16 protein-coding genes are annotated in these 18,980 nt (G+C 63.5%); 14 read left to right on the forward strand and 2 right to left on the reverse strand.

The genetic code is table 11. The annotated features are described in order from the left end of the window. Window positions 1–66: 66 nt before the first annotated feature. Entirely contained in the window at window positions 67–1,239 is a 1,173-nt protein-coding gene (locus OVA00_RS19640) for a dihydrodipicolinate synthase family protein (RefSeq protein ID WP_268089496.1), read from the reverse strand. A 297-nt stretch (window positions 1,240–1,536) separates the two neighbouring features. Here OVA00_RS19640 and OVA00_RS19645 point away from each other — a divergent pair, with 297 nt between their 5' ends. The 5 genes from OVA00_RS19645 to OVA00_RS19665 are packed head-to-tail and all read left to right on the forward strand — an operon-like array spanning window position 1,537 to window position 7,479. After that, on the forward strand, window positions 1,537–2,577 hold the full coding sequence (locus OVA00_RS19645; protein ID WP_034803047.1) for a LacI family DNA-binding transcriptional regulator: 1,041 nt from the start codon (window positions 1,537–1,539) through the stop codon (window positions 2,575–2,577). Then, window positions 2,574–3,575 (forward strand): Gfo/Idh/MocA family protein, encoded by a 1,002-nt coding sequence (locus OVA00_RS19650; protein ID WP_268089497.1) that lies wholly within the window; start codon window positions 2,574–2,576, stop codon window positions 3,573–3,575. Before OVA00_RS19645 ends, OVA00_RS19650 begins: the two co-directional genes overlap by 4 nt. Window positions 3,576–3,579: 4 nt before the next feature. Then, window positions 3,580–5,199, forward strand: coding sequence for an acyl CoA:acetate/3-ketoacid CoA transferase (locus OVA00_RS19655; protein ID WP_268089498.1), 1,620 nt, complete (start codon window positions 3,580–3,582; stop codon window positions 5,197–5,199). Further along, window positions 5,192–5,971, forward strand: a complete 780-nt coding sequence (locus OVA00_RS19660) for an enoyl-CoA hydratase/isomerase family protein (RefSeq protein WP_268089499.1) — start codon at window positions 5,192–5,194, stop codon at window positions 5,969–5,971. The genes OVA00_RS19655 and OVA00_RS19660 overlap by 8 nt, the downstream gene beginning before the upstream one ends. Next, window positions 5,971–7,479 (forward strand): aldehyde dehydrogenase family protein, encoded by a 1,509-nt coding sequence (locus OVA00_RS19665; RefSeq protein WP_268089500.1) that lies wholly within the window; start codon window positions 5,971–5,973, stop codon window positions 7,477–7,479. Before OVA00_RS19660 ends, OVA00_RS19665 begins: the two co-directional genes overlap by 1 nt. 99 nt (window positions 7,480–7,578) lie before the next feature. On the opposite strand, the gene OVA00_RS19670 is transcribed toward OVA00_RS19665, so the two are convergent. Continuing rightward, window positions 7,579–8,643 (reverse strand): LacI family transcriptional regulator, encoded by a 1,065-nt coding sequence (locus OVA00_RS19670; RefSeq protein ID WP_034803036.1) that lies wholly within the window; start codon window positions 8,641–8,643, stop codon window positions 7,579–7,581. Between the two features lie 314 nt (window positions 8,644–8,957). Here OVA00_RS19670 and OVA00_RS19675 point away from each other — a divergent pair, with 314 nt between their 5' ends. The 9 genes from OVA00_RS19675 to OVA00_RS19715 all read left to right on the forward strand — a co-directional run bounded on the left by OVA00_RS19675 (window position 8,958) and on the right by OVA00_RS19715 (window position 18,886). Beyond that, window positions 8,958–10,190 carry an ABC transporter substrate-binding protein gene (locus OVA00_RS19675; RefSeq protein ID WP_370689582.1) on the forward strand — a complete coding sequence of 411 codons (1,233 nt, stop codon included), beginning with the start codon at window positions 8,958–8,960 and terminating at the stop codon, window positions 10,188–10,190. Between the two features lie 175 nt (window positions 10,191–10,365). After that, complete coding sequence (locus tag OVA00_RS19680) at window positions 10,366–11,244, forward strand: carbohydrate ABC transporter permease (RefSeq protein ID WP_060521497.1); 879 nt, start codon at window positions 10,366–10,368, stop codon at window positions 11,242–11,244. After that, on the forward strand, window positions 11,244–12,125 hold the full coding sequence (locus OVA00_RS19685; protein ID WP_034803016.1) for a carbohydrate ABC transporter permease: 882 nt from the start codon (window positions 11,244–11,246) through the stop codon (window positions 12,123–12,125). Before OVA00_RS19680 ends, OVA00_RS19685 begins: the two co-directional genes overlap by 1 nt. 4 nt (window positions 12,126–12,129) lie before the next feature. Further along, entirely contained in the window at window positions 12,130–13,245 is a 1,116-nt protein-coding gene (locus OVA00_RS19690) for an ABC transporter ATP-binding protein (RefSeq protein ID WP_034803014.1), read from the forward strand. A 6-nt stretch (window positions 13,246–13,251) separates the two neighbouring features. After that, window positions 13,252–14,751 carry an FAD-dependent oxidoreductase gene (locus tag OVA00_RS19695; protein WP_268089501.1) on the forward strand — a complete coding sequence of 500 codons (1,500 nt, stop codon included), beginning with the start codon at window positions 13,252–13,254 and terminating at the stop codon, window positions 14,749–14,751. Next, window positions 14,748–15,527: a 3-ketoacyl-ACP reductase gene (locus OVA00_RS19700; protein WP_268089502.1), complete on the forward strand. Its 780-nt coding sequence runs from the start codon at window positions 14,748–14,750 to the stop codon at window positions 15,525–15,527. Before OVA00_RS19695 ends, OVA00_RS19700 begins: the two co-directional genes overlap by 4 nt. Window positions 15,528–15,631: 104 nt before the next feature. Then, on the forward strand, window positions 15,632–17,287 hold the full coding sequence (locus tag OVA00_RS19705; RefSeq protein WP_268089503.1) for a GMC family oxidoreductase: 1,656 nt from the start codon (window positions 15,632–15,634) through the stop codon (window positions 17,285–17,287). 7 nt (window positions 17,288–17,294) lie between these two features. Next, window positions 17,295–17,612: a Dabb family protein gene (locus tag OVA00_RS19710; protein WP_034803002.1), complete on the forward strand. Its 318-nt coding sequence runs from the start codon at window positions 17,295–17,297 to the stop codon at window positions 17,610–17,612. A gap of 8 nt (window positions 17,613–17,620) precedes the next feature. Continuing rightward, window positions 17,621–18,886, forward strand: a complete 1,266-nt coding sequence (locus tag OVA00_RS19715; protein WP_268089504.1) for a glycerate kinase type-2 family protein — start codon at window positions 17,621–17,623, stop codon at window positions 18,884–18,886. The last annotated feature ends 94 nt before the right edge of the window (window positions 18,887–18,980 follow it).

The raw sequence follows: 18,980 nt of genomic DNA on the forward strand, positions 1-18,980 counted from the left end.
GCTCCCGATCGAAAACAGACGGCGCCCGGAAGGCGCCGTCTGTCATTTCTCAAGCGCCGCTCTTTCTCAGGCGCTTTGGTCCACGCCGAGGGTCGATAGCAGGCTTTTCATTCTCTGGAGCGCCAGTTCCGGCCGGTCGAGCACATTGGCGCGGTCGGCGAGGCGGAAGATATCGGCGTAGTGCAGCACCCCGCGGGCGGACTGCATGCCGGCGGGCATGGTGAAGTGGCGCTGGTGGCCGTTCAGCCAGACGAGGAGAACGACGCCGGCCTTGTAATACTGTGTCGGCGCCTCGAAGATCTTGCGGGACAGGGGCACGGTCGGCTCGATCACGCCGCGGAAGGTGGCGAGATCGTCCTTCGCCAGCGCCGCGAGTGCCTTGGAGGCGGAGGGCGCCACCGCATCGAAGATGCCGAGCAGCGCGTGGCTGTACTTCGTGCCGTCGCCCTCGATCAGCTCGGCATAGTTGAAGTCGTCGCCGGTAAAGCAGAGCACGCCTTCGGGCAGGCGATTGCGCAGTGCCACTTCCTTGGCGTTGTCGAGCAGCGAAATCTTGATGCCTTCGACCTTGTCGCGGTTGGCTTCGATGATCGAGAGCACCGTATCGAGCGCCTGGTCGAAATTCTCCGAACCCCAATAGCCCCGAAGTTGCGGATCGAACATGTCGCCGAGCCAATGCAACACCACCTTGTGCCTGGTCTGGCCGAGGATGCGGCCATAGACGAGGCGATAGTCGTCGGCCGATCGCGCGACGCGGGCGAGCGCCCGGCTTGCCATCATGATCGCCCTGCCCCCCTCGCCTTCGACGAAGCCGACCTGTTCCTCATAGGCGGCAATCACATCGTCAAGCGAGCGTGCATCGGTGGGCGCAAGATGGTCGGTGCCGGCGCCACAGGCAAGATCGGCGCCCGCTACCTGCCGCGCATCGCTGAGCGATCGGCGGATCAGCTCCTGCGCGCCCGGCCAGGCAAGGCCCATGCCGCGTTGGGCGGTGTCCATCGCCTCGGCGATTTTGAAACCCAGGCTCCAGAGGTGATGGCGAAACGCCATCGTCACGTCCCAGTCGATCGCCGGGTTGCCCCAGGGATCGAGATCCTTGAGCGGATCCGAGACCACATGGGCGGCCGCATAGGCGATGCGGTTGAAGGTCGGCGGCGTGTTGGGCCGTTCGATCGGCGTTCCGGTCAGGCGATACTGTTCAAGCGAGCCGTCTTGGCGCGGCAGCGTCAGGCTTGTCATTGGGGTTGGTCTCCTCCGCGGACGTTTGTCCTGGAATACTTTGGATCGTTCCAAATGGCAAGCGGCAATGTTTTTCAGGCGAGGCGATCCTCCTCCAGGCGATTGCGGATCTCCAATAATATCATTGAAATTCAATTAAATAATCCGTCAAACCGCAGATCGCGACGCTTCTCAAGGTGCCTTTTGTCTAGACCGAGCGCGGCTGGACGGGAAAAAAGTGATCAACCAACTCTTGACGAAATTGGAACGTTCCAATTATGAAAGAAGACAGCAGGCAGAAGAATTCGGGAGGATGCTGTGGTCAAGGAGAGGGTAACGGTCATCGATATTGCGCACGCTGCCGGCGTGTCGAAGTCGACCGTGTCGCTCGTTCTTCAGGGCAGCTCGCTCGTCAATGAGGCGACGCGCGCCAAGGTGAATGCCGCCATCCGCGATCTCGGCTATGTCTATAATCGCGGCGCTGCCAATCTTCGGCAATCGAAGTCCAAGATCATCGGCATCGTCGTCAACGATCTCACCAACAGCTTCTTTGCGGAACTCGCCGTCGGCGTCGATGCGGTCGTGCAATCGGCAGGCTTCGTGCAGTTTCTTGCCAATACCGGCGAAAAGATCGAGCGCCAGCGCGAAGTGGTCGCGTCGATGCGCGAGCATGGCGTTTCCGGCCTGATCATCTCGCCGGCGCGTGGCACCGAAGCGGCCGATCTTGCGCCTTTGGTCGAGAGCGGCATTCCCGTCGTGCTCGTCGTCCGCGACATTGCCGGTGCAAATGTCTCTTCGCTGATCTCCGACAACCACGCTGGTGCCGTGGCCGCGGTGCGTCATCTGATCGAACGTGGTCACCAGCGCATCGCCTTCCTCGGCGGCTTTTCCGACACCGCCGTCTTCGAGGCGCGCATGCGCGGCTACCGCGATGCGCTCGTCGAGGCCGGCATGCCGGTTTCGGAATCGCTGATCATCGGTTCGGCGCCGTCGCGTGCCGGCGGGGTGACGGCGGTGGAGCAGGCGATGATGCTCGCCGATCGGCCAACGGCCGCACTCTGCTTCAATGATGCGGTCGCTTTCGGCGTCTGCGATGGCCTGAGGGCCCGGCGGCTTGAGCCGGGTGCCGATTTTGCCGTTATCGGTTTCGACGACGTGATCGAGGCGAAGACAGCAGTTCCAGCGCTGACGACGGTGTCTGTCGATCCGCAAGGCATGGGCCAACGGGCGGCCGAACTGCTGTTGAAGCAGATCAAGGCCGGCAAGGCGGAGCCGGAAGCGATCGTCGGTTCGGTTCGTCTCGTCGTTCGCCAGAGCTGCGGCGCAGCAGTCGAGAGAAAAAGGGAGGCACTGGCATGACACGGTGGGGTCTGATCGGCGCAAGCACGATTGCGCGCGAATGGGTGATCGGCGCAATCCGCGCCGCCGGAGGCGAGGTCGTCTCCGTCATGAGCACGAGCGCGGAGCGCGGCGCGGCTTACGCCGAGGAGAACGGCATCGCCAAGTCGGTGACCACTGTTGCCGAACTCGTCGGCGATCCCGATGTCGACGCCGTCTATGTCTCCACCACCAACGAACTCCATCGCGAGCAGACGCTGGCGGCGATCGCTGCCGGCAAGCATGTGCTCTGCGAGAAGCCGCTGGCGATGACGCTGGAGGATGCGCGTGACATGGTGAGCGCAGCGCAGGAGGCGGGTGTCGTTCTTGCTACCAACCACCACCTGCGCAATGCCGCCAGCCACCGCGCAATGCGCGATGCGATCGCCGAGGGCAGGATCGGCCGGCCGATTGCAGCCCGCGTCTTCCACGCCGTCTATCTGCCGCCGCATCTCCAGGGCTGGCGACTGGAGAGGCCGGACGCCGGCGGCGGCGTCATTCTCGACATCACCGTGCATGACGCCGATACGCTGCGCTTCATCCTCAACGACGATCCGATCGAGGCCGTTGCCATCAGTCACAGTGCCGGCATGGGCAAGGAAGGCCTGGAGGATGGTGTCATGGGTGTCATCCACTTCCGCTCCGGCGTCATCGCTCAGTTCCACGATGCCTTCACCACCAAATACGCAGAGACCGGTCTTGAGGTGCATGGCACCGAAGGATCGCTGATCGGCCGCACCGTGATGACGCAGAAGCCGATAGGCACGGTGACGCTGCGCAACGCCGATGGCGAGAGCGAGCTCGCCCTCGACCACCGCAATCTCTACGAAACAGCGCTTTCCGCTTTCCATGCCGCTGCCCAAGGCAACGGCCGTCCATCTGCGACGGGCGAGGATGGCGTCTGGTCGCTGGCAACGGGCCTTGCCGTCGTCAAGGCGGCGGCCACCGGCCAGGCCGTGGCGATCGAAACGGGACTTTGAACTCATGTCGATGAAAAAGCACATCTCGCCGGCCGAAGCGGCTGCCCTGATCCCGGATGGCGCGGTGGTTTCGGTCTCCTCGTCCAGCGGCCTCGGCTGCCCGGATCTGATGCTCAGGGCGATCGGCGAGCGGTTCGAGACGACCGGCCACCCGCGCGACCTGACGACGCTGCATCCGATTGCCGCCGGCGACATGAGCGGCATCAAGGGCGTCGACTTTATCGCCAAGAAGGGTCTGCTGAAGAAGATCATCGGCGGCTCCTATCCCTCGGGTCCGTCGAGTGCGGAACCGCCGTTGATCTGGCAGATGATCGGCGCTGACGAGGTGGCGGCCTACAACGTGCCCTCCGGCATCCTGTTCGACATGCACCGCGAGGCCGCGGCCAAGCGCCCGGGCGTGATGACCAAGGTCGGCCTCGACACCTTCGTCGATCCGTCGCGCGAAGGCTGCGCCATGAATGCTTCGGCCGCGGCTGAGCCCATGGTTAAGAAGGTCTCGTTCGAAGGCGAGGACTGGCTCTATTTCAAGGCGATCGCGCCGCAAGTGGCGATCATCCGCGCGACGACGGCGGACGAGCGCGGCAATCTCACCTATGAGCACGAGGGCGCCTATCTCGGTGGTCTCGACCAGGCGCTCGCTGCCCGCAACAATGGCGGCATCGTCATTGCCCAGGTCAAGCGCATCACCAAGGAAGGCTCACTGAAACCCCACGACGTGCGCGTGCCGGGCGTGCTGGTGGATTATGTCATCGTCGATCCCGACCAGAAGCAGACGACCCAGACGCTCTACGATCCGGCGATTTCCGGCGAGATCTTCCGGCCGCTCGACAGTTTCCGGGTGCCGGAATTCAATATCCAGAAGGTCATTGCCCGCCGCGTGGCGCAGGAGCTTGAAGCCGGCAGCGCCGTCAATCTCGGCTTCGGCATTTCGGCCAATGTGCCGCGCATCCTGCTCGAAGAGGGGCTGCACGGTGCGGTCACCTGGGTGATCGAGCAGGGCGCTGTCGGCGGCGTGCCGCTGCTCGACTTCGCCTTCGGCTGCGCCTCCAATGCCGATGCCTTCATGCCCTCGCCCTATCAGTTCACTTATTTCCAGGGCGCCGGCTTCGATGCCTCGCTGCTCTCCTTCCTTGAGATCGATCGCAACGGCTCGGTCAACGTGTCGAAACTCTCTTTCCGCCCGCATGTGACGGCCGGCGCCGGCGGTTTCGTCGACATAACGGCACGGGCGAAGAAGATCGTCTTCTCCGGCATGTTCAATGCCGGCGCCAAGCTCGCGGTCGCCGACGGCAAACTGGTGATCGAAAAGGAAGGCAAGCTGAAGAAGCTGGTCAACGAGGTCGAACACGTCACCTTCTCAGGCCGTCGCGGCATCGAGCAGGGCCAGGACATCACCTATATCACCGAGCGCTGCGTGATGAAGCTGACGCCCGAGGGCGTGATGCTGACCGAGATCGCGCCGGGCGTCGACCTGCAGGCGCATATTCTCGACCAGTCGGAATTCCCACTGATCGTTTCCGACAGACTGAAGACCATGGATGCGGGTCTGTTCCAGGATGCGTTGCTTGGTCTTGAACTGCCGAAGAAGCCGGCGCGCCGGCTTCAGGGAGGCGACCGTGGCTGAAGGCCGTATCCGCATCGAGGTTGATGGACCGATCGCGATCATGACGATCGCCCGTCCGGAAAAGCTCAACGCTTTCGATATCGACATGCTGAAGGCGTTGGCATCGGCTTGCGACGAGATTGAAGCCGACCGCAATGTGCGTGTCGTCATCCTCACCGGCGAGGGCAAGGCATTTTCGGCCGGCGGTGACATCAAAGCCTGGGGCGGTATGGATGCGCCTGCCTTCGGGCATGACTGGGTACGGTTCGGTCATCGCGTGTTCGAGCGGCTGGCGACGCTGCGCATGCCCGTCATCGCCGCTCTTAACGGCCATGCGCTTGGCGGCGGGCTGGAACTGGCGGCGGCGGCCGATATCCGGCTGGCCGAAGCGCAGATCAAGATCGGCCTGCCGGAAACGAGCCTCGGCATGGTGCCCGGCTGGTCGGGCACGCAGCGCCTCGTCTCTCGCTTTGGCGCCCAGATCGTCAGGCGCATGGTGCTGGGCGGCGAGATGTTCACCGCCGAGGCTGCTCTGCGCGAAGGTCTGGTCGATGCCGTCGTCGAGACCGGCACGGTGCTTTCAGCTGCCCGCGATTACGCGGCGCGTGTCGCCAAGCGCGGGCCTGCGGCGCTTGAGATTTCGAAACTGATGCTCGCGTCGGCGAATGGCGAAGACAACGGATCCGCAGTCGAAGCGCTCGGCTCGATCCTTGTCGCCAAGACCGGCGACCTCAAGGAAGGTGTCGCCGCCTTCTCCGAAAAGCGTGAAGCCCAATTCAAGGGAGAATGGTAATGACCGTGCTCGTGAAACCCAAGCCGATCGAGGGCCAAAAGGTTCGCGCCTTCCAGATGCTGATCGACGGCAAATGGGTGGACAGCGCCGAGGGCCGTACGATCGAGCGCGTGGCGCCGGGCCACGGCGTCGTCGTCAGCCGCTATCAGGCGGGCACCAAGGCCGACGCCGAAAAAGCGATTGCTGCCGCACGCCGTGCCTTCGACGAGGGCACCTGGCCGCGCATGACCGCTTCGCAGCGCTCGCTGGTGCTTTTGCGCGCAGCCGATATCATTGCCGAGCGCGCCGATGAGCTTGCCTATCTCGATGCGATCGAATCCGGCAAGCCGATCAGCCAAGCCAAGGGCGAACTCGGCGGTGCCGCCGATATCTGGCGCTACGCCGCGGCTCTCGCCCGCGATCTGCATGGCGAAAGCTACAACACGCTCGGTGACGGTACACTTGGCGTCGTGCTGCGCGAGGCGATCGGTGTCGTCTCGATCATCACGCCCTGGAATTTCCCGTTCCTGATCGTCAGCCAGAAGCTGCCCTTTGCGCTGGCCGCTGGCTGCACCACTGTCGTCAAGCCGTCCGAGCTGACCTCGGCCTCGACGCTGCTGCTCGGTGAAATCCTCGAAGCCGCCGGCGTTCCCGCCGGCGTGGTCAACATCATCACCGGCACAGGGCCGGAGGTCGGCGCGCCAATGACGACGCATCCGGATGTCGACATGGTGTCCTTCACCGGCTCGACCGGCGTCGGCCGCCTGACCATGGCCAATGCTGCCCAGACGCTGAAGAAGGTCTCGCTGGAACTCGGCGGCAAGAACCCGCAGATCGTCTTCCCGGATGCCAATCTCGACGAGTTCATCGATGCCGCCGTCTTCGGCGCCTATTTCAATGCCGGCGAATGCTGCAATGCCGGCTCGCGATTGATCCTGCACCGTGACATCGCCGACGAGGTGACGCGCCGCATCGCCGAGCTCTCGGCCAAGGTGAAGGTCGGCGATCCGCTCAATCCGGAAACCCAGGTCGGCGCAATCATCACGCCGCAGCATCTGGAAAAGATCGCCAGCTATGTTTCTGCTGCTTCCAAGGATGGCGCTGCGGTTGCCCATGGCGGCGCCGCGCTCGATCTCGGCATGGGCCAGTTCATGGCGCCGACGATCCTTTCTTCCGTGCGCCCGGACATGGCGGTGGCGCGCGAAGAAGTGTTCGGCCCGGTTCTCTCGGTGCTGACCTTCGAGACGACGGAAGAGGCGATCGGCATCGCCAATGCGATCGACTATGGTCTTTCGGCCGGTGTGTGGAGCCGCGACTTCGACACCTGCCTGACGATCGGCCGCCGCGTGCGCGCCGGCACCATCTGGATGAACACCTTCATGGATGGCGCGTCGGAACTGCCCTTCGGCGGCTACCGCCAGTCCGGCCTCGGCCGCGAACTCGGCCGGCATTCGGTCGAGGATTACACCGAGACCAAGACGCTCAACATGCATATGGGGCCGCGTACCGGCTGGTGGATGCCGCGCTAAGGCTGAAACAGGGGAGGAGAGGACATGCGGACGATGGGGAGAACATTGGGGCAGGAGGCGGCGTCACGTGACGCCGCCTTGCGTGCCGTGTTCGCCCGCTCAGCCGGCCGCGCCGAAGCTCGATGGGATCTGCGGACAGAGCAGCAGCTGCAGCTTGCTGACGTCGCTTTCGCCGCCGATCTTCTGCAGGAGCACCCGGCCCATGTCCTCGCCGGTCGCCGTCAGGTCCTCGTAGATCGTCTCGACCTGCGGCTGGATGGCGCTCAGGAGATGCGAGGTCTGCTTGGCGACGATGTCGTATTCGCGTCCGAGCGTCAGCCCGCAATCGCTCATGCCGGTGATGGTTGCGAGCGCGCAGACTTCGCCGCCACACATGAAACTGTCCGGCGGATCGGGCTCGGCATAGCGCTGGCGCACGCGGTCGCGGATGGCGCCTGCCGGGCTGTCGAGATCGATGCCCGAGAGGATTTCATAGGCGCAGCCCGCCTCGCGCACGGCGGTCATGAAGCCGTGCTGAAGATGGCCGGCAAAGGTGAAATCGGCGGGACCGCTGATCAGTGCGGGCTTGCGCCTGCCCTTGGCGATCAGGCGCTTCGTCGCCTGGTACGAGAAGGTGAAGTTGTCGTAGTCGACATAGGGATGTGGGGTGGAAAGCTCCGTGCGCCCATGGGTGACGAAGGGAAAGCCGAGATCGGACAGCAATCGGACCCGGGGATCGAGCGGTTCCGTGCGCGAGAAGATCAGTCCATCGGCCATCGCGTTGCGGGTAATGTAGTTGACCGCCTCGACATTGGTCGAGTTCAGGAAGTTCGGCATGACGATCAGGTGGTAGGCCGTGCCCTGAAGTGCCTTGGCGATGCCACTCATGATCGAGGTGCCGTAGCCGAGGATTTCCTCGTGCGGGTCGAGCAGCACGCCGATGACATTGGTGCGGCCGGTCTTCAGGCGCTGGGCGGCGCGGTCGGGCGAATAGCCGATCTCGTCTGCGACCTCGCGCACTCGCTTGCGGGTATCGAGCGAGATCTGCGGAGCATCGGAAAGGGCACGCGAAACGGTGGTGACCGCAAGGCCGGTGATTTCCGCGATCGTGCGAAGGGTCGGCTTGCCGCGCTTGACGGCAGAACCAATGTCTTCGGCGTGGGCGGGCTTGGAGGGATCGGCCAATGCTAGTCTTTCTGAACGCGGGCGGGAGCGGTGTTTGTATCGTGGTGCGAGGGCATAGGCAATCGAATCATGAAAACGTTTTAAATCTCGCATTGCGGCATGGCTTGCTGCACCGCAATAGCTAATGTGAGCTATATAATTCAGTAAATTCAAACGGTTCCGAAGGTGCTAAAATACAAAATGGCGGAATGCTTGACTTGCTGAATTTATAACGTTTTAAATGGCCAGCCGCTGGCTGAAGCGGCGCGAATTCCGGGGTGGAGGAGGTTCCGCCTCGTTAACTTGCAAACGGGAGGAAAACGATGCGCAAGTTGATGACGACGACGGCCGTTGTGGCGCTGATGATGGCGGCCACCGCCGCGCGCGCAGCCGAAAATGTGGAAGTTCTGCACTGGTGGACATCCGGTGGCGAAGCCGCCGCACTCGACGTTCTGAAGAAGGACCTGGAAAGCAAGGGCATCACCTGGACCGACATGCCGGTTGCCGGCGGTGGCGGTACGGAAGCGATGACGGTTCTGCGCGCTCGCGTCACCGCGGGCAACGCTCCGACCGCCGTGCAGATGCTCGGCTTCGACATTCTCGACTGGGCCAAGGAAGGCGCACTCGGCAACCTCGACGAGACCGCTTCCAAGGAAGGCTGGGACAAGGTGATCCCGACCGCCCTGCAGCAATTCTCGAAGTATGACGGCCACTGGATCGCAGCGCCGGTCAACGTGCATTCGACCAACTGGGTCTGGATCAACAAGGCCGCCCTCGACAAGGCTGGCGGCAAGGAGCCGACCAACTGGGACGAACTGGTTGCCCTGCTCGACAACTTCAAGGCCCAGGGGATCACCCCGATCGCCCATGGCGGCCAGCCCTGGCAGGATGCGACGATCTTCGACGCCGTCGTGCTTTCGCTCGGCACCGACTTCTACAAGCAGGCTTTCATCGATCTCGACCCGGCCGCGCTCGGCGGCGACAAGATGAAGGAAGCCTTCGACCGCATGACGAAGCTGCGCTCCTATGTCGACGACAACTTCTCGGGCCGTGACTGGAACCTCGCTTCCGCCATGGTTATCGAGAACAAGGCCGGCCTGCAGTTCATGGGCGACTGGGCCAAGGGCGAATTCCTGAAGGCCAAGAAGGTGCCAGGCACCGATTTCGTCTGCATGCGCTTCCCGGGTACGCAAGGGTCCGTGACCTTCAACTCCGACCAGTTCGCGATGTTCAAGGTTGCCGACGACAAGGTTCCGGCCCAGCTCGCCATGGCTTCGGCGATCGAAAGCCCGACCTTCCAGTCGGCCTTCAACGTGGTCAAGGGCTCGGTCCCGGCCCGCACCGACGTTCCGGACACGGACTTCGACGCCTGCGGCAAGAAGGGCATCAAGGACCTGGCAGAAGCCAACACCAACGGCAAGCTCTTCGGCTCCATGGCCCATGGCCATGCCAACCCGGCTGCCGTCAAGAACGCGATCTACGACGTCGTGACGCGCGAGTTCAACGGCGAACTGACGTCCGAAGAGGCCGTCAAGGAACTGGTCTCGGCCGTCGAGGCCGCGAAGTAACGGGCTCGCTCCGGGGCGCACTCTAGGCGCCCCGGACACCCCATTCCGACATGCAGGCGCCGTCGAACCGCCGTGGCCAACAGGACGCGGGGAGGGGCGCTTTGATACCCAGAACCTCGCGCGGATGCCGATATCAGGGATTTCCCGACGGCCGCGCCAGAAGTGGTGAACGTTCATGGATAGCCGCAGTCGCCTGCAGGACCTGATACCGAAGCTGGTGCTTGCCCCGAGCTTCCTCATCGTCCTGATCTTTGTCTATGGCTTTATTGCCTATACCGGCTTTCTGTCGATGACGGACAGCAAGATGCTGCCGTCCTACAATTTCGTCGGGTTAAGCAATTATTCGAAGCTGTGGGCGCTGCCGCACTGGTGGCGGGCGGTGAGCAACCTGGCGATCTTCGCCGCGCTCTATATCGCCATCTGCTCCGTGCTCGGCCTTGGGCTGGCAATCCTGCTCGACCAGAAGATCCGGGCCGAAGGTTTCCTGCGGCCGATCTACCTCTACCCGATGGCACTCTCGTTCATCGTGACCGGAACGGCCTGGAAGTGGTTCCTCGATCCCGGCATCGGCCTTGAGAACACCATGCACCTCTGGGGCTGGGAGAGCTTCTCGTTCAACTGGATCAAGGACCGCAACTACGCGATCTACTGCGTCGTCATTGCCGCGGTCTGGCAGTCGACCGGCTTCATCATGGCGATGTTTCTGGCAGGCCTTCGCGGTGTCGACAACGAGATCATCAAGGCAGCGCAGATCGACGGCGCCAAGACCTCGACGATCTATCGCCGGATCATCATTCCTCTGATGCGGCCGGTGTTTCTCTCCGCCTTCGTGGTGCTCGCACATCTGGCGATCAAGGCCTACGACCTGATCATCGCACTGACGGGTGGAGGACCAGGCCAGGCGACCGAACTGCCGGCGACCTTCATGTATTCCTACACCTTCACCCGCAACCAGATGGGCATCGGCGCGTCCTCGGCGATCATCATGCTGGTGATGATCTTCTCGATCATCGTTCCCTATCTCTATTCCGAAATCCGGGGAGCACGACGCTGATGAGCGCTCCGAGCCCAGACAACATCATTTCGCACAACCGCCTCACCCGCGCGTTGATCTACACCGCGCTGATCCTCTTTGCGCTCTATTCGCTGTTGCCGCTCTACGTCATGCTGGTGAACTCGGTGAAGCCGCTCGACGAGATCCGCCAGGGCGGCATGCTCAACCTGCCGCAGACCTTTACGGTCGAGCCGTGGCTTCAGGCCTGGTCGACGGCGCAGATCGGCGTGCAGCCGACCGGCCTGAAACCCTTCTTCATCAACTCGATCCTGATGGTCGTGCCGGCCGTGGCGATCTCGACGATCATCGGCGCACTCAATGGCTATGTGCTGACGAAGTGGCGCTTCCCCGGTGCCAACATCTTCTTCGGCATGCTGCTGCTCTCATGCTTCATCCCGTTCCAGATCGTGCTGATCCCGATGGCACGCATCCTCGGCATCCTTGGGATAGCCGGTTCGATCTGGGGCCTGATCTTCGTCCATGTGATCTACGGCATCGGCTTCACGACGCTCTATTTCCGCAACTACTACGAGGCCTTCCCGACCGAACTGGTGCGCGCAGCGCAGATCGACGGCGCCAGCTTCTTCCAGATCTTCTGGCGCATCCTGTTGCCGTCCTCCGGTCCGATCATCGTCGTCTCGGTCATCTGGCAGTTCACCAACATCTGGAACGACTTCCTGTTCGGCGCGTCCTTCTCGGGACCCTATTCGACGCCGATGACGGTCGCGCTGAACAACCTCGTTTCGTCCTCGACAGGCGTCAAGGAATACAACGTCCACTTCGCGGGCGCGATCCTCGCCGCCCTGCCAACGCTCATCGTCTACATCGTGTCCGGCCGCTACTTCGTTCGCGGACTGATGTCGGGCGCCGTGAAAGGATAAGCTCATGTCTTTCTTGAAAATCAGCAACCTGCGCAAATCCTACGGCTCGCTCGAGATCCTGAAGGATATCAACCTGGAGATCGAAGAAGGCGGCTTCCTGGTGCTGGTCGGCCCCTCCGGCTGCGGCAAGTCCACGCTGCTCAACACGATCGCCGGGCTTGAGCCGATCACCTCAGGGGAGATCGCCATCAACGGCCGCTCGGTTGCCGATCTGCATCCCTCGAAGCGCGACATCGCCATGGTGTTCCAGTCCTACGCGCTCTACCCGAACATGACGGTCGCCGGAAACATTGCCTTCGGCATGGAAATCCGCGGCGTGCCGAAGGAGGAGCGCGAAAAGGCGATCAAGCAGGTCTCGGAAATGCTGCAGATCGGCCATCTGCTCGATCGCAAGCCGAGCCAGCTCTCGGGCGGTCAGCGTCAGCGCGTCGCCATGGGCCGGGCGCTGGTGCGCAACCCGCAGGTCTTCCTGTTCGACGAGCCGCTCTCCAACCTCGACGCAAAGCTGCGCGTCGACATGCGCACCGAAATCAAGCGGCTGCACAACCGCATGAAGACGACGATCGTCTACGTGACCCACGACCAGATCGAGGCGATGACGCTGGCGACCAAGATCGCGGTGCTGAAGGACGGCGTGCTGCAGCAGTTCGGGACGCCGGCCGAGATCTACAACAACCCGGCCAACATGTTCGTCGCCGACTTCATGGGCTCGCCGGCGATGAACCTGCTGACGGCGCGGATCGAAAAGAGCGGCTCCGACATTGCGGTCACGCTGACGCGTCCGAATGCCGAGCCGCTGAAGCTTGCGGTGCCTCAGGCCAACGGCGCACTGTCTGCCTATGCCGGCAAGGACGTCGTCTTCGGCATCCGTCCGGAAGCGCTGACCGATCCTGATGGCGCCGACCGCAATGCCAAGGTGGTCGCCGAGGGCGAGTGCCTGATCGAGGTGGTCGAGCCGGCCGGCTCCGATACCTTTGCGGTCACCCGTCTCGGCGGCAAGGAAATCGTTGCCCGGCTCAGGGCCGACGCCCGCATCGCGCCCGGGCAGACCTCGCGCCTTGCCTTCAATCTCGACAAGGCGGTGTTCTTCGATCCGCAGAGCCAGCAGCGGATCGCGTAACCAACGATGCAGGAGCAGCCGGACATCGTCATTATCGGGTCGGGGATCGGCGGCTCCACGCTTGCGGCGGGGCTTGCCGGCTCCGGTGCCCGCATCGCCATCCTCGAGCGCGGCGAGCGCCTGCCCGATACGCCGGAGGCGCGCAGCTACAGCTCGATCTTCGTCAAGGGCCACTTCCGCCCGAGGGAGATGTGGCGCGAACCCGACGGCACCGAGTTCAACCCCGGAAACTTCTACTTCGTCGGCGGCAATTCCAAGCTCTTCGGTGCGGTGCTCCTGCGCTACCGGGCCGAAGATTTCACCGAGATGCAGCATCTCGGCGGCGTTTCGCCGGCGTGGCCTTTTCCTTACGAGGAGCTGGAGCCCTGGTACGGCAAGGCCGAGCAGCTGTTCGAGGTGCGCGGCGAATTGGGCGACGACCCGACGGAGCCGTTCCACAGCTCGCCTTACACTTTCGGCCCGGTGCCGGACGAGCCGGCGATTGCGCGGGCCCGTGCAGAGCTGAAGGCGCAGGGGCTCAATCCGGCAACGCTGCCGCTCGGCGTCGACATCGACGCCTGGCTTGCCGGCGGGCGCACGCCCTGGGACGGGTTTCCGAACACCGGCAACGGCAAGATGGACGCTGAAACCGCATCGCTCGCTTCCGCACTGAAGGATCCCAATATCGAGCTCATCACCTCGGCGCATGTCGACACGCTGGAGGCGGGACCCGGCGGCCGGATCGAGGCGATCCACTACACCCACAGGGGCGAGAAGAAGAAGCTGTCGCCGAAGCTGGTAATCCTGTCGGCGGGCGCGATCAATTCGGCCGCCATCCTCTTGCGCTCCGGCGACGGCAAGGGGCTCGCCAACGCCTCCGACCAGGTCGGCCGCAACTTCATGAACCACAATTGCAGCGCCATGCTGGCAATCAACCCGTTCAAGCGCAACGACAGCATCTACCAGAAGACGCTGATGCTGAACGACTATTACCTCACCGGCGGCAGGGATGGCCTGCCGCTCGGCAACGTCCAGCTGCTCGGCAAGATCAACGGCGACATCCTCAAGGCCAATGCGCCCCTCTGGGCGCCGCGGTTTGCCTTCGATTTCATGGCCGGCCGTGCGGTCGACTGGTACATGATGACGGAGGACCTGCCGAACCCGGAAAGCCGCATCATGGTCGACGGCAACGGCATCATCATGCAGTGGCGACGCTCGAACATGGAAGCGCTGTCCGGGCTCGAAACGAAAATGCGCGCGCATTTCAAGGCGGCCGGCTATCCGATCGTGCTGTCCCAGGCTTTCGACAAACGTACGCCGTCACACCAGTGCGGAACGGTGCGGATGGGCAAAGACCCGAAAGACGCACCGCTCGACACCTATTGCCGCGCCTTCGACCACCCGAACCTCTTCGTCGTCGACGCGAGCTTCCTGCCGACATCGGCGGCCGTCAATCCGGCGTTGACCGTTGCCGCTCAGGCGCTCAGGGTCGCCGACCATATCGCCACTAGGGAGTTTCGATCATGATGTCATCGACGCGCCCCGTCGCCATCGTCACCGGCGGCCGCCGCGGCATCGGTCTCGGCGTCGCCCGTGCGCTCGCCCGCGAGGGCTTCGATATTGCGCTCACCGGCCTCGGTGCGGCGGACGCGACGACCGCCCAGACGCTGTCGGAACTTTCCGGCGACCACGGCCGGGCGATCTACATCGAAGCGAACCTTGCCGATATCAGCGGCCATGCGGCGACTGTCGAGCGTGTTCGCGCCGAGCTCGGTCCGATCCGCTGCCTCGTCAACAATGCCGGCATCGCCTCGGTGATGCGGGGTGATTTCCTCGATCTGCTGCCGGAAAATTTCGACACGATCGTCGCCACCAACCTGCGGGGAACGGTGTTCTTCACCCAGGCCGTGGTCGTCTCGATGCTGACGGATCCGGCTGATGTAGCACCGCGGTCGATCATCAACATCACCTCGGTTTCGGCAACGATGACGTCGCCCGAGCGGCTCGACTATTGCATGACCAAGGCCGGCCTTGCCGCCTTCAGCCAGGGGCTGGCGCTCAGGCTTGCCAATACCGGCATCTCGGTTTTCGAGATCCGGCCGGGTATCATCCGCTCCGACATGACCGCCGGCGTCTCGGCGAAATACGATGGCTTGATTGACGGCGGGTTGGTGCCGATGCGGCGCTGGGGCGAGCCCGATGACATCGGCAATATCGCGGCCGGGCTTGCCGGCGGCAAATTCGCCTTTGCCACCGGCTCGGTCATCCAGGCGGATGGCGGGCTTTCGATCGGCCGTCTCTAGGAAACGCGCAGGATTTTTGAGGCTCGCAAGCGGGCAGGGTTTGAATTGAACACGTCGAAAATTTGGAACGTTCCAAATTGGTGACGGCGGAGGGAAGACAGGGAATGAGCTACGACTACATCATCACCGGCGCCGGCCCGGCCGGCTGCGTTCTCGCCAGTCGCCTCTCCGAGGATCCATCGGTCCGTGTCCTTTTGCTGGAGGCCGGTGGCGGCGACTGGAATCCGCTGTTTCACATGCCGGCCGGTTTTGCCAAGATGACCAAGGGCGTTGCCAGCTGGGGCTGGGAGACCGTGCCGCAGAAGCACATGAAGGGCAGGGTGCTACGCTATACCCAGGCCAAGGTCATCGGTGGTGGCTCGTCGATCAATGCCCAGCTCTATACCCGCGGCAACGCCGCCGACTACGACCTCTGGGCGTCCGAAGACGGCTGCACCGGCTGGGACTATCGCAGCGTGCTTCCCTATTTCAAGCGCTCAGAAGACAACCAGCGCTTTGCCGACGACTATCACGCCTATGGCGGCCCGCTCGGTGTCTCGATGCCTACGGCGGCGCTGCCGATCTGCGACGCCTATATCCGCGCCGGTCAGGAGCTCGGCATTCCCTACAATCATGATTTCAACGGTCGCCAGCAGGCGGGCGTCGGCTTCTATCAGCTCACCCAGCGCAATCGCCGCCGCTCGAGCGCATCGCTTGCCTATCTTTCGCCGATTAAGGATCGCCGCAATCTGACGGTTCGCACCGGCGCGCGCGTGGCGCGGATCTTGCTTGAGGGTACACGTGCCGTCGGCGTCGAAGTCGTCACGGCCAAGGGCAGCGAGATCATCCGGGCGGAGCGCGAGGTGCTGGTAACTTCCGGCGCCATCGGTTCGCCCAAGCTCTTGTTGCAGTCCGGCATTGGGCCTGCCGATCACCTGAAATCGGTGGGTGTCGCGGTAAAACATGACCTACCGGGTGTCGGCGGCAACCTGCAGGATCACCTCGATCTCTTTGTCATTTCCGAATGCACCGGCGACCACACGTATGATGGCGTCGCAAAACTCCATCGTACGCTATGGGCCGGCCTGCAATATGTACTCTTCCGCTCGGGCCCGGTGGCGTCGTCGCTGTTTGAGACCGGTGGCTTCTGGTATGCCGATCCGAACGCCCGCTCGCCCGATATCCAGTTCCATCTCGGTCTCGGCTCGGGCATCGAGGCGGGCGTCGAAAAGCTGAAGAATGCCGGCGTGACGCTGAACTCCGCCTATCTGCATCCGCGCTCGCGCGGAACGGTGCGGCTTTCCTCCTCCGATCCGGCGGCAGCGCCGCTGATCGATCCCAACTACTGGGAGGATCCGCATGATCGCAGGATGTCCATCGAAGGCCTGAAGATCGCCCGCGAGATCATGCAGCAGGCGGCGCTAAAGCCCTTCGTGCTGGCGGAGCGCCTGCCGGGCAATTCGGTCGTCAGCGATGAGCAGTTCTTCGACTACGGCTGCGCCAACGCCAAGACCGACCATCACCCCGTCGGCACCTGCAAGATGGGCACGGACGCGATGGCGGTGGTCGGGCTCGATCTCAAGGTGCGTGGCCTTGAAGGCCTGCGCGTCTGCGACAGCTCGGTGATGCCGCGCGTTCCCTCTTGCAACACCAACGGGCCGACGATCATGATGGGGGAGAAGGGCGCCGACATCATCCGCGAGCGCCAGCCCCTGCCGCCGGCGATCTTCGCCCACGAACGCAACGACAGCCGCCCGCGCGCCCGCGCCGATATCCGTTGAGGTCCCCATGATCCGCCATTGTGTCTTCATTCGCTTCCGCCCCGAAATCTCCAGCGAGGAGAAGGCGGTGATCTTCGGGGAGATTGCCGCGCTGAAGGCCCGGCTACAGGGATTTCTTGCCGCCCATATCGGCGCCAATGTCAGCCCGGAAGTGGGCATGGACAAGGGCTTTGCCGAAGGCTTCATCGTCGACTTCACTGACGCGGCGGCGCGCGATGCCTATCTGGAAGACGAGGAGCACCGCAAGACCGGCGCCAAGATCGTTGCTGCGGCCGAGGGCGGCATTGCCGGCATCTTCGTCTACGATCTCGAAATCGCCGGCTGAGGGACGCCATGATCGATGCGCGCCTCTTCCTGACCCGGCTTTTCGAGGAAGCCGTTCGCGCCGCCGACCCCTATGAAGCGATCAAGGCGCGTCTGCCCGAACCGCCCAAGGGAAGGACCGTGGTCGTCGGTGCGGGGAAGGCTGCAAGCCAGATGGCAGCCGCCTTCGAGAAGCTCTGGCACCATCCCTTCAGCGGCACGGTTGTCGCGCGCCACGGACCGGTGGAGCGATGCGACCATATCACGGTGCTGCAGTCGGCCCATCCCGTGCCGGATAAAGCGGGGCTTGTCGCATCGGATGCATTGCTGAAGGCGGTTTCCGGCCTGACGTCCGACGACCTTGTCATCGCGCTGATCTCTGGCGGCGGTTCCGCTCTGCTGCCAGCGCCGCCCGCCCACTTGACGCTCGCCGACGAGATCGCCGTCAACAGGGCGCTGCTTGCCTCGGGCGCGCCGATCTCGGCGATGAACGTCGTGCGGAAGCACGTATCGCGGATCAAAGGCGGCCGGCTCGCTGCCGCCGCGTTCCCGGCGCGCGTCGTCAGCCTCGTTGTGTCCGACGTGCCGGGCGATAACCCGGCCTTCGTCGCCTCGGGGCCGACCGTTCCCGATCGGAGCACCGCCGAAGAAGCGCTCGAGATCGTTGCCCGTTACCGCATGGAGCTCCCGGATGCCGTGATGGTGCATCTGCGCTCGGAGGGGGCTGCGGCACCCACCCCGGACGATCCACGGTTTGCCCGGCATGAATGCCACGTCATCGCTTCGGCTGCCGTTTCGCTCGAAGCGGCCGCGGCCAAGGCGCGTGAATTCGGGATCGAGGCTCGTATCCTCTCCGACGCGATCGAAGGAGAGGCGCGCGACATCGGTCGCATGCATGCCGCCCTTGCCCGGGAGGTGGCGCTGAAAGATCGTCCCTTCGGCAAGCCGGTGGTGCTTCTGTCCGGCGGCGAGACGACGGTGACGATCTCCGGCAAGGATCATGGCAAGGGCGGGCGCAACAGCGAGTTCCTCTTGTCACTGGCGCTCGATATCGACGGTGTGGCCGGGATCGATGCGCTTGCCGCCGATACGGACGGCATCGATGGCTCCGAAGACAATGCCGGTGCCTTTGCAAATGGGCAGAGCATTGCCCGCATGCGGGCGGCTGGCATCGATCCACGTCTACATCTTACCCGGCACGACGCCTGGTCGGCCTTTGACGTGAGCGGCGATCTCTTCGTGCCGGGACCGACCGGAACCAACGTCAACGATTTCCGGGCGCTGTTGATTCGTTAGGACGCGCCTCGCGCGTAGAGACGTTAGCCGGATTCAGGTGTGCAATCGAAATGCAGACGCCGCCGCCGAGATCTTCGGCGGCGGCGTTGCCTTG

The sequence above is a fragment of the Ensifer sp. SL37 genome (genome assembly GCF_026672675.1).
GTDB lineage: Bacteria > Pseudomonadota > Alphaproteobacteria > Rhizobiales > Rhizobiaceae > Ensifer > Ensifer adhaerens.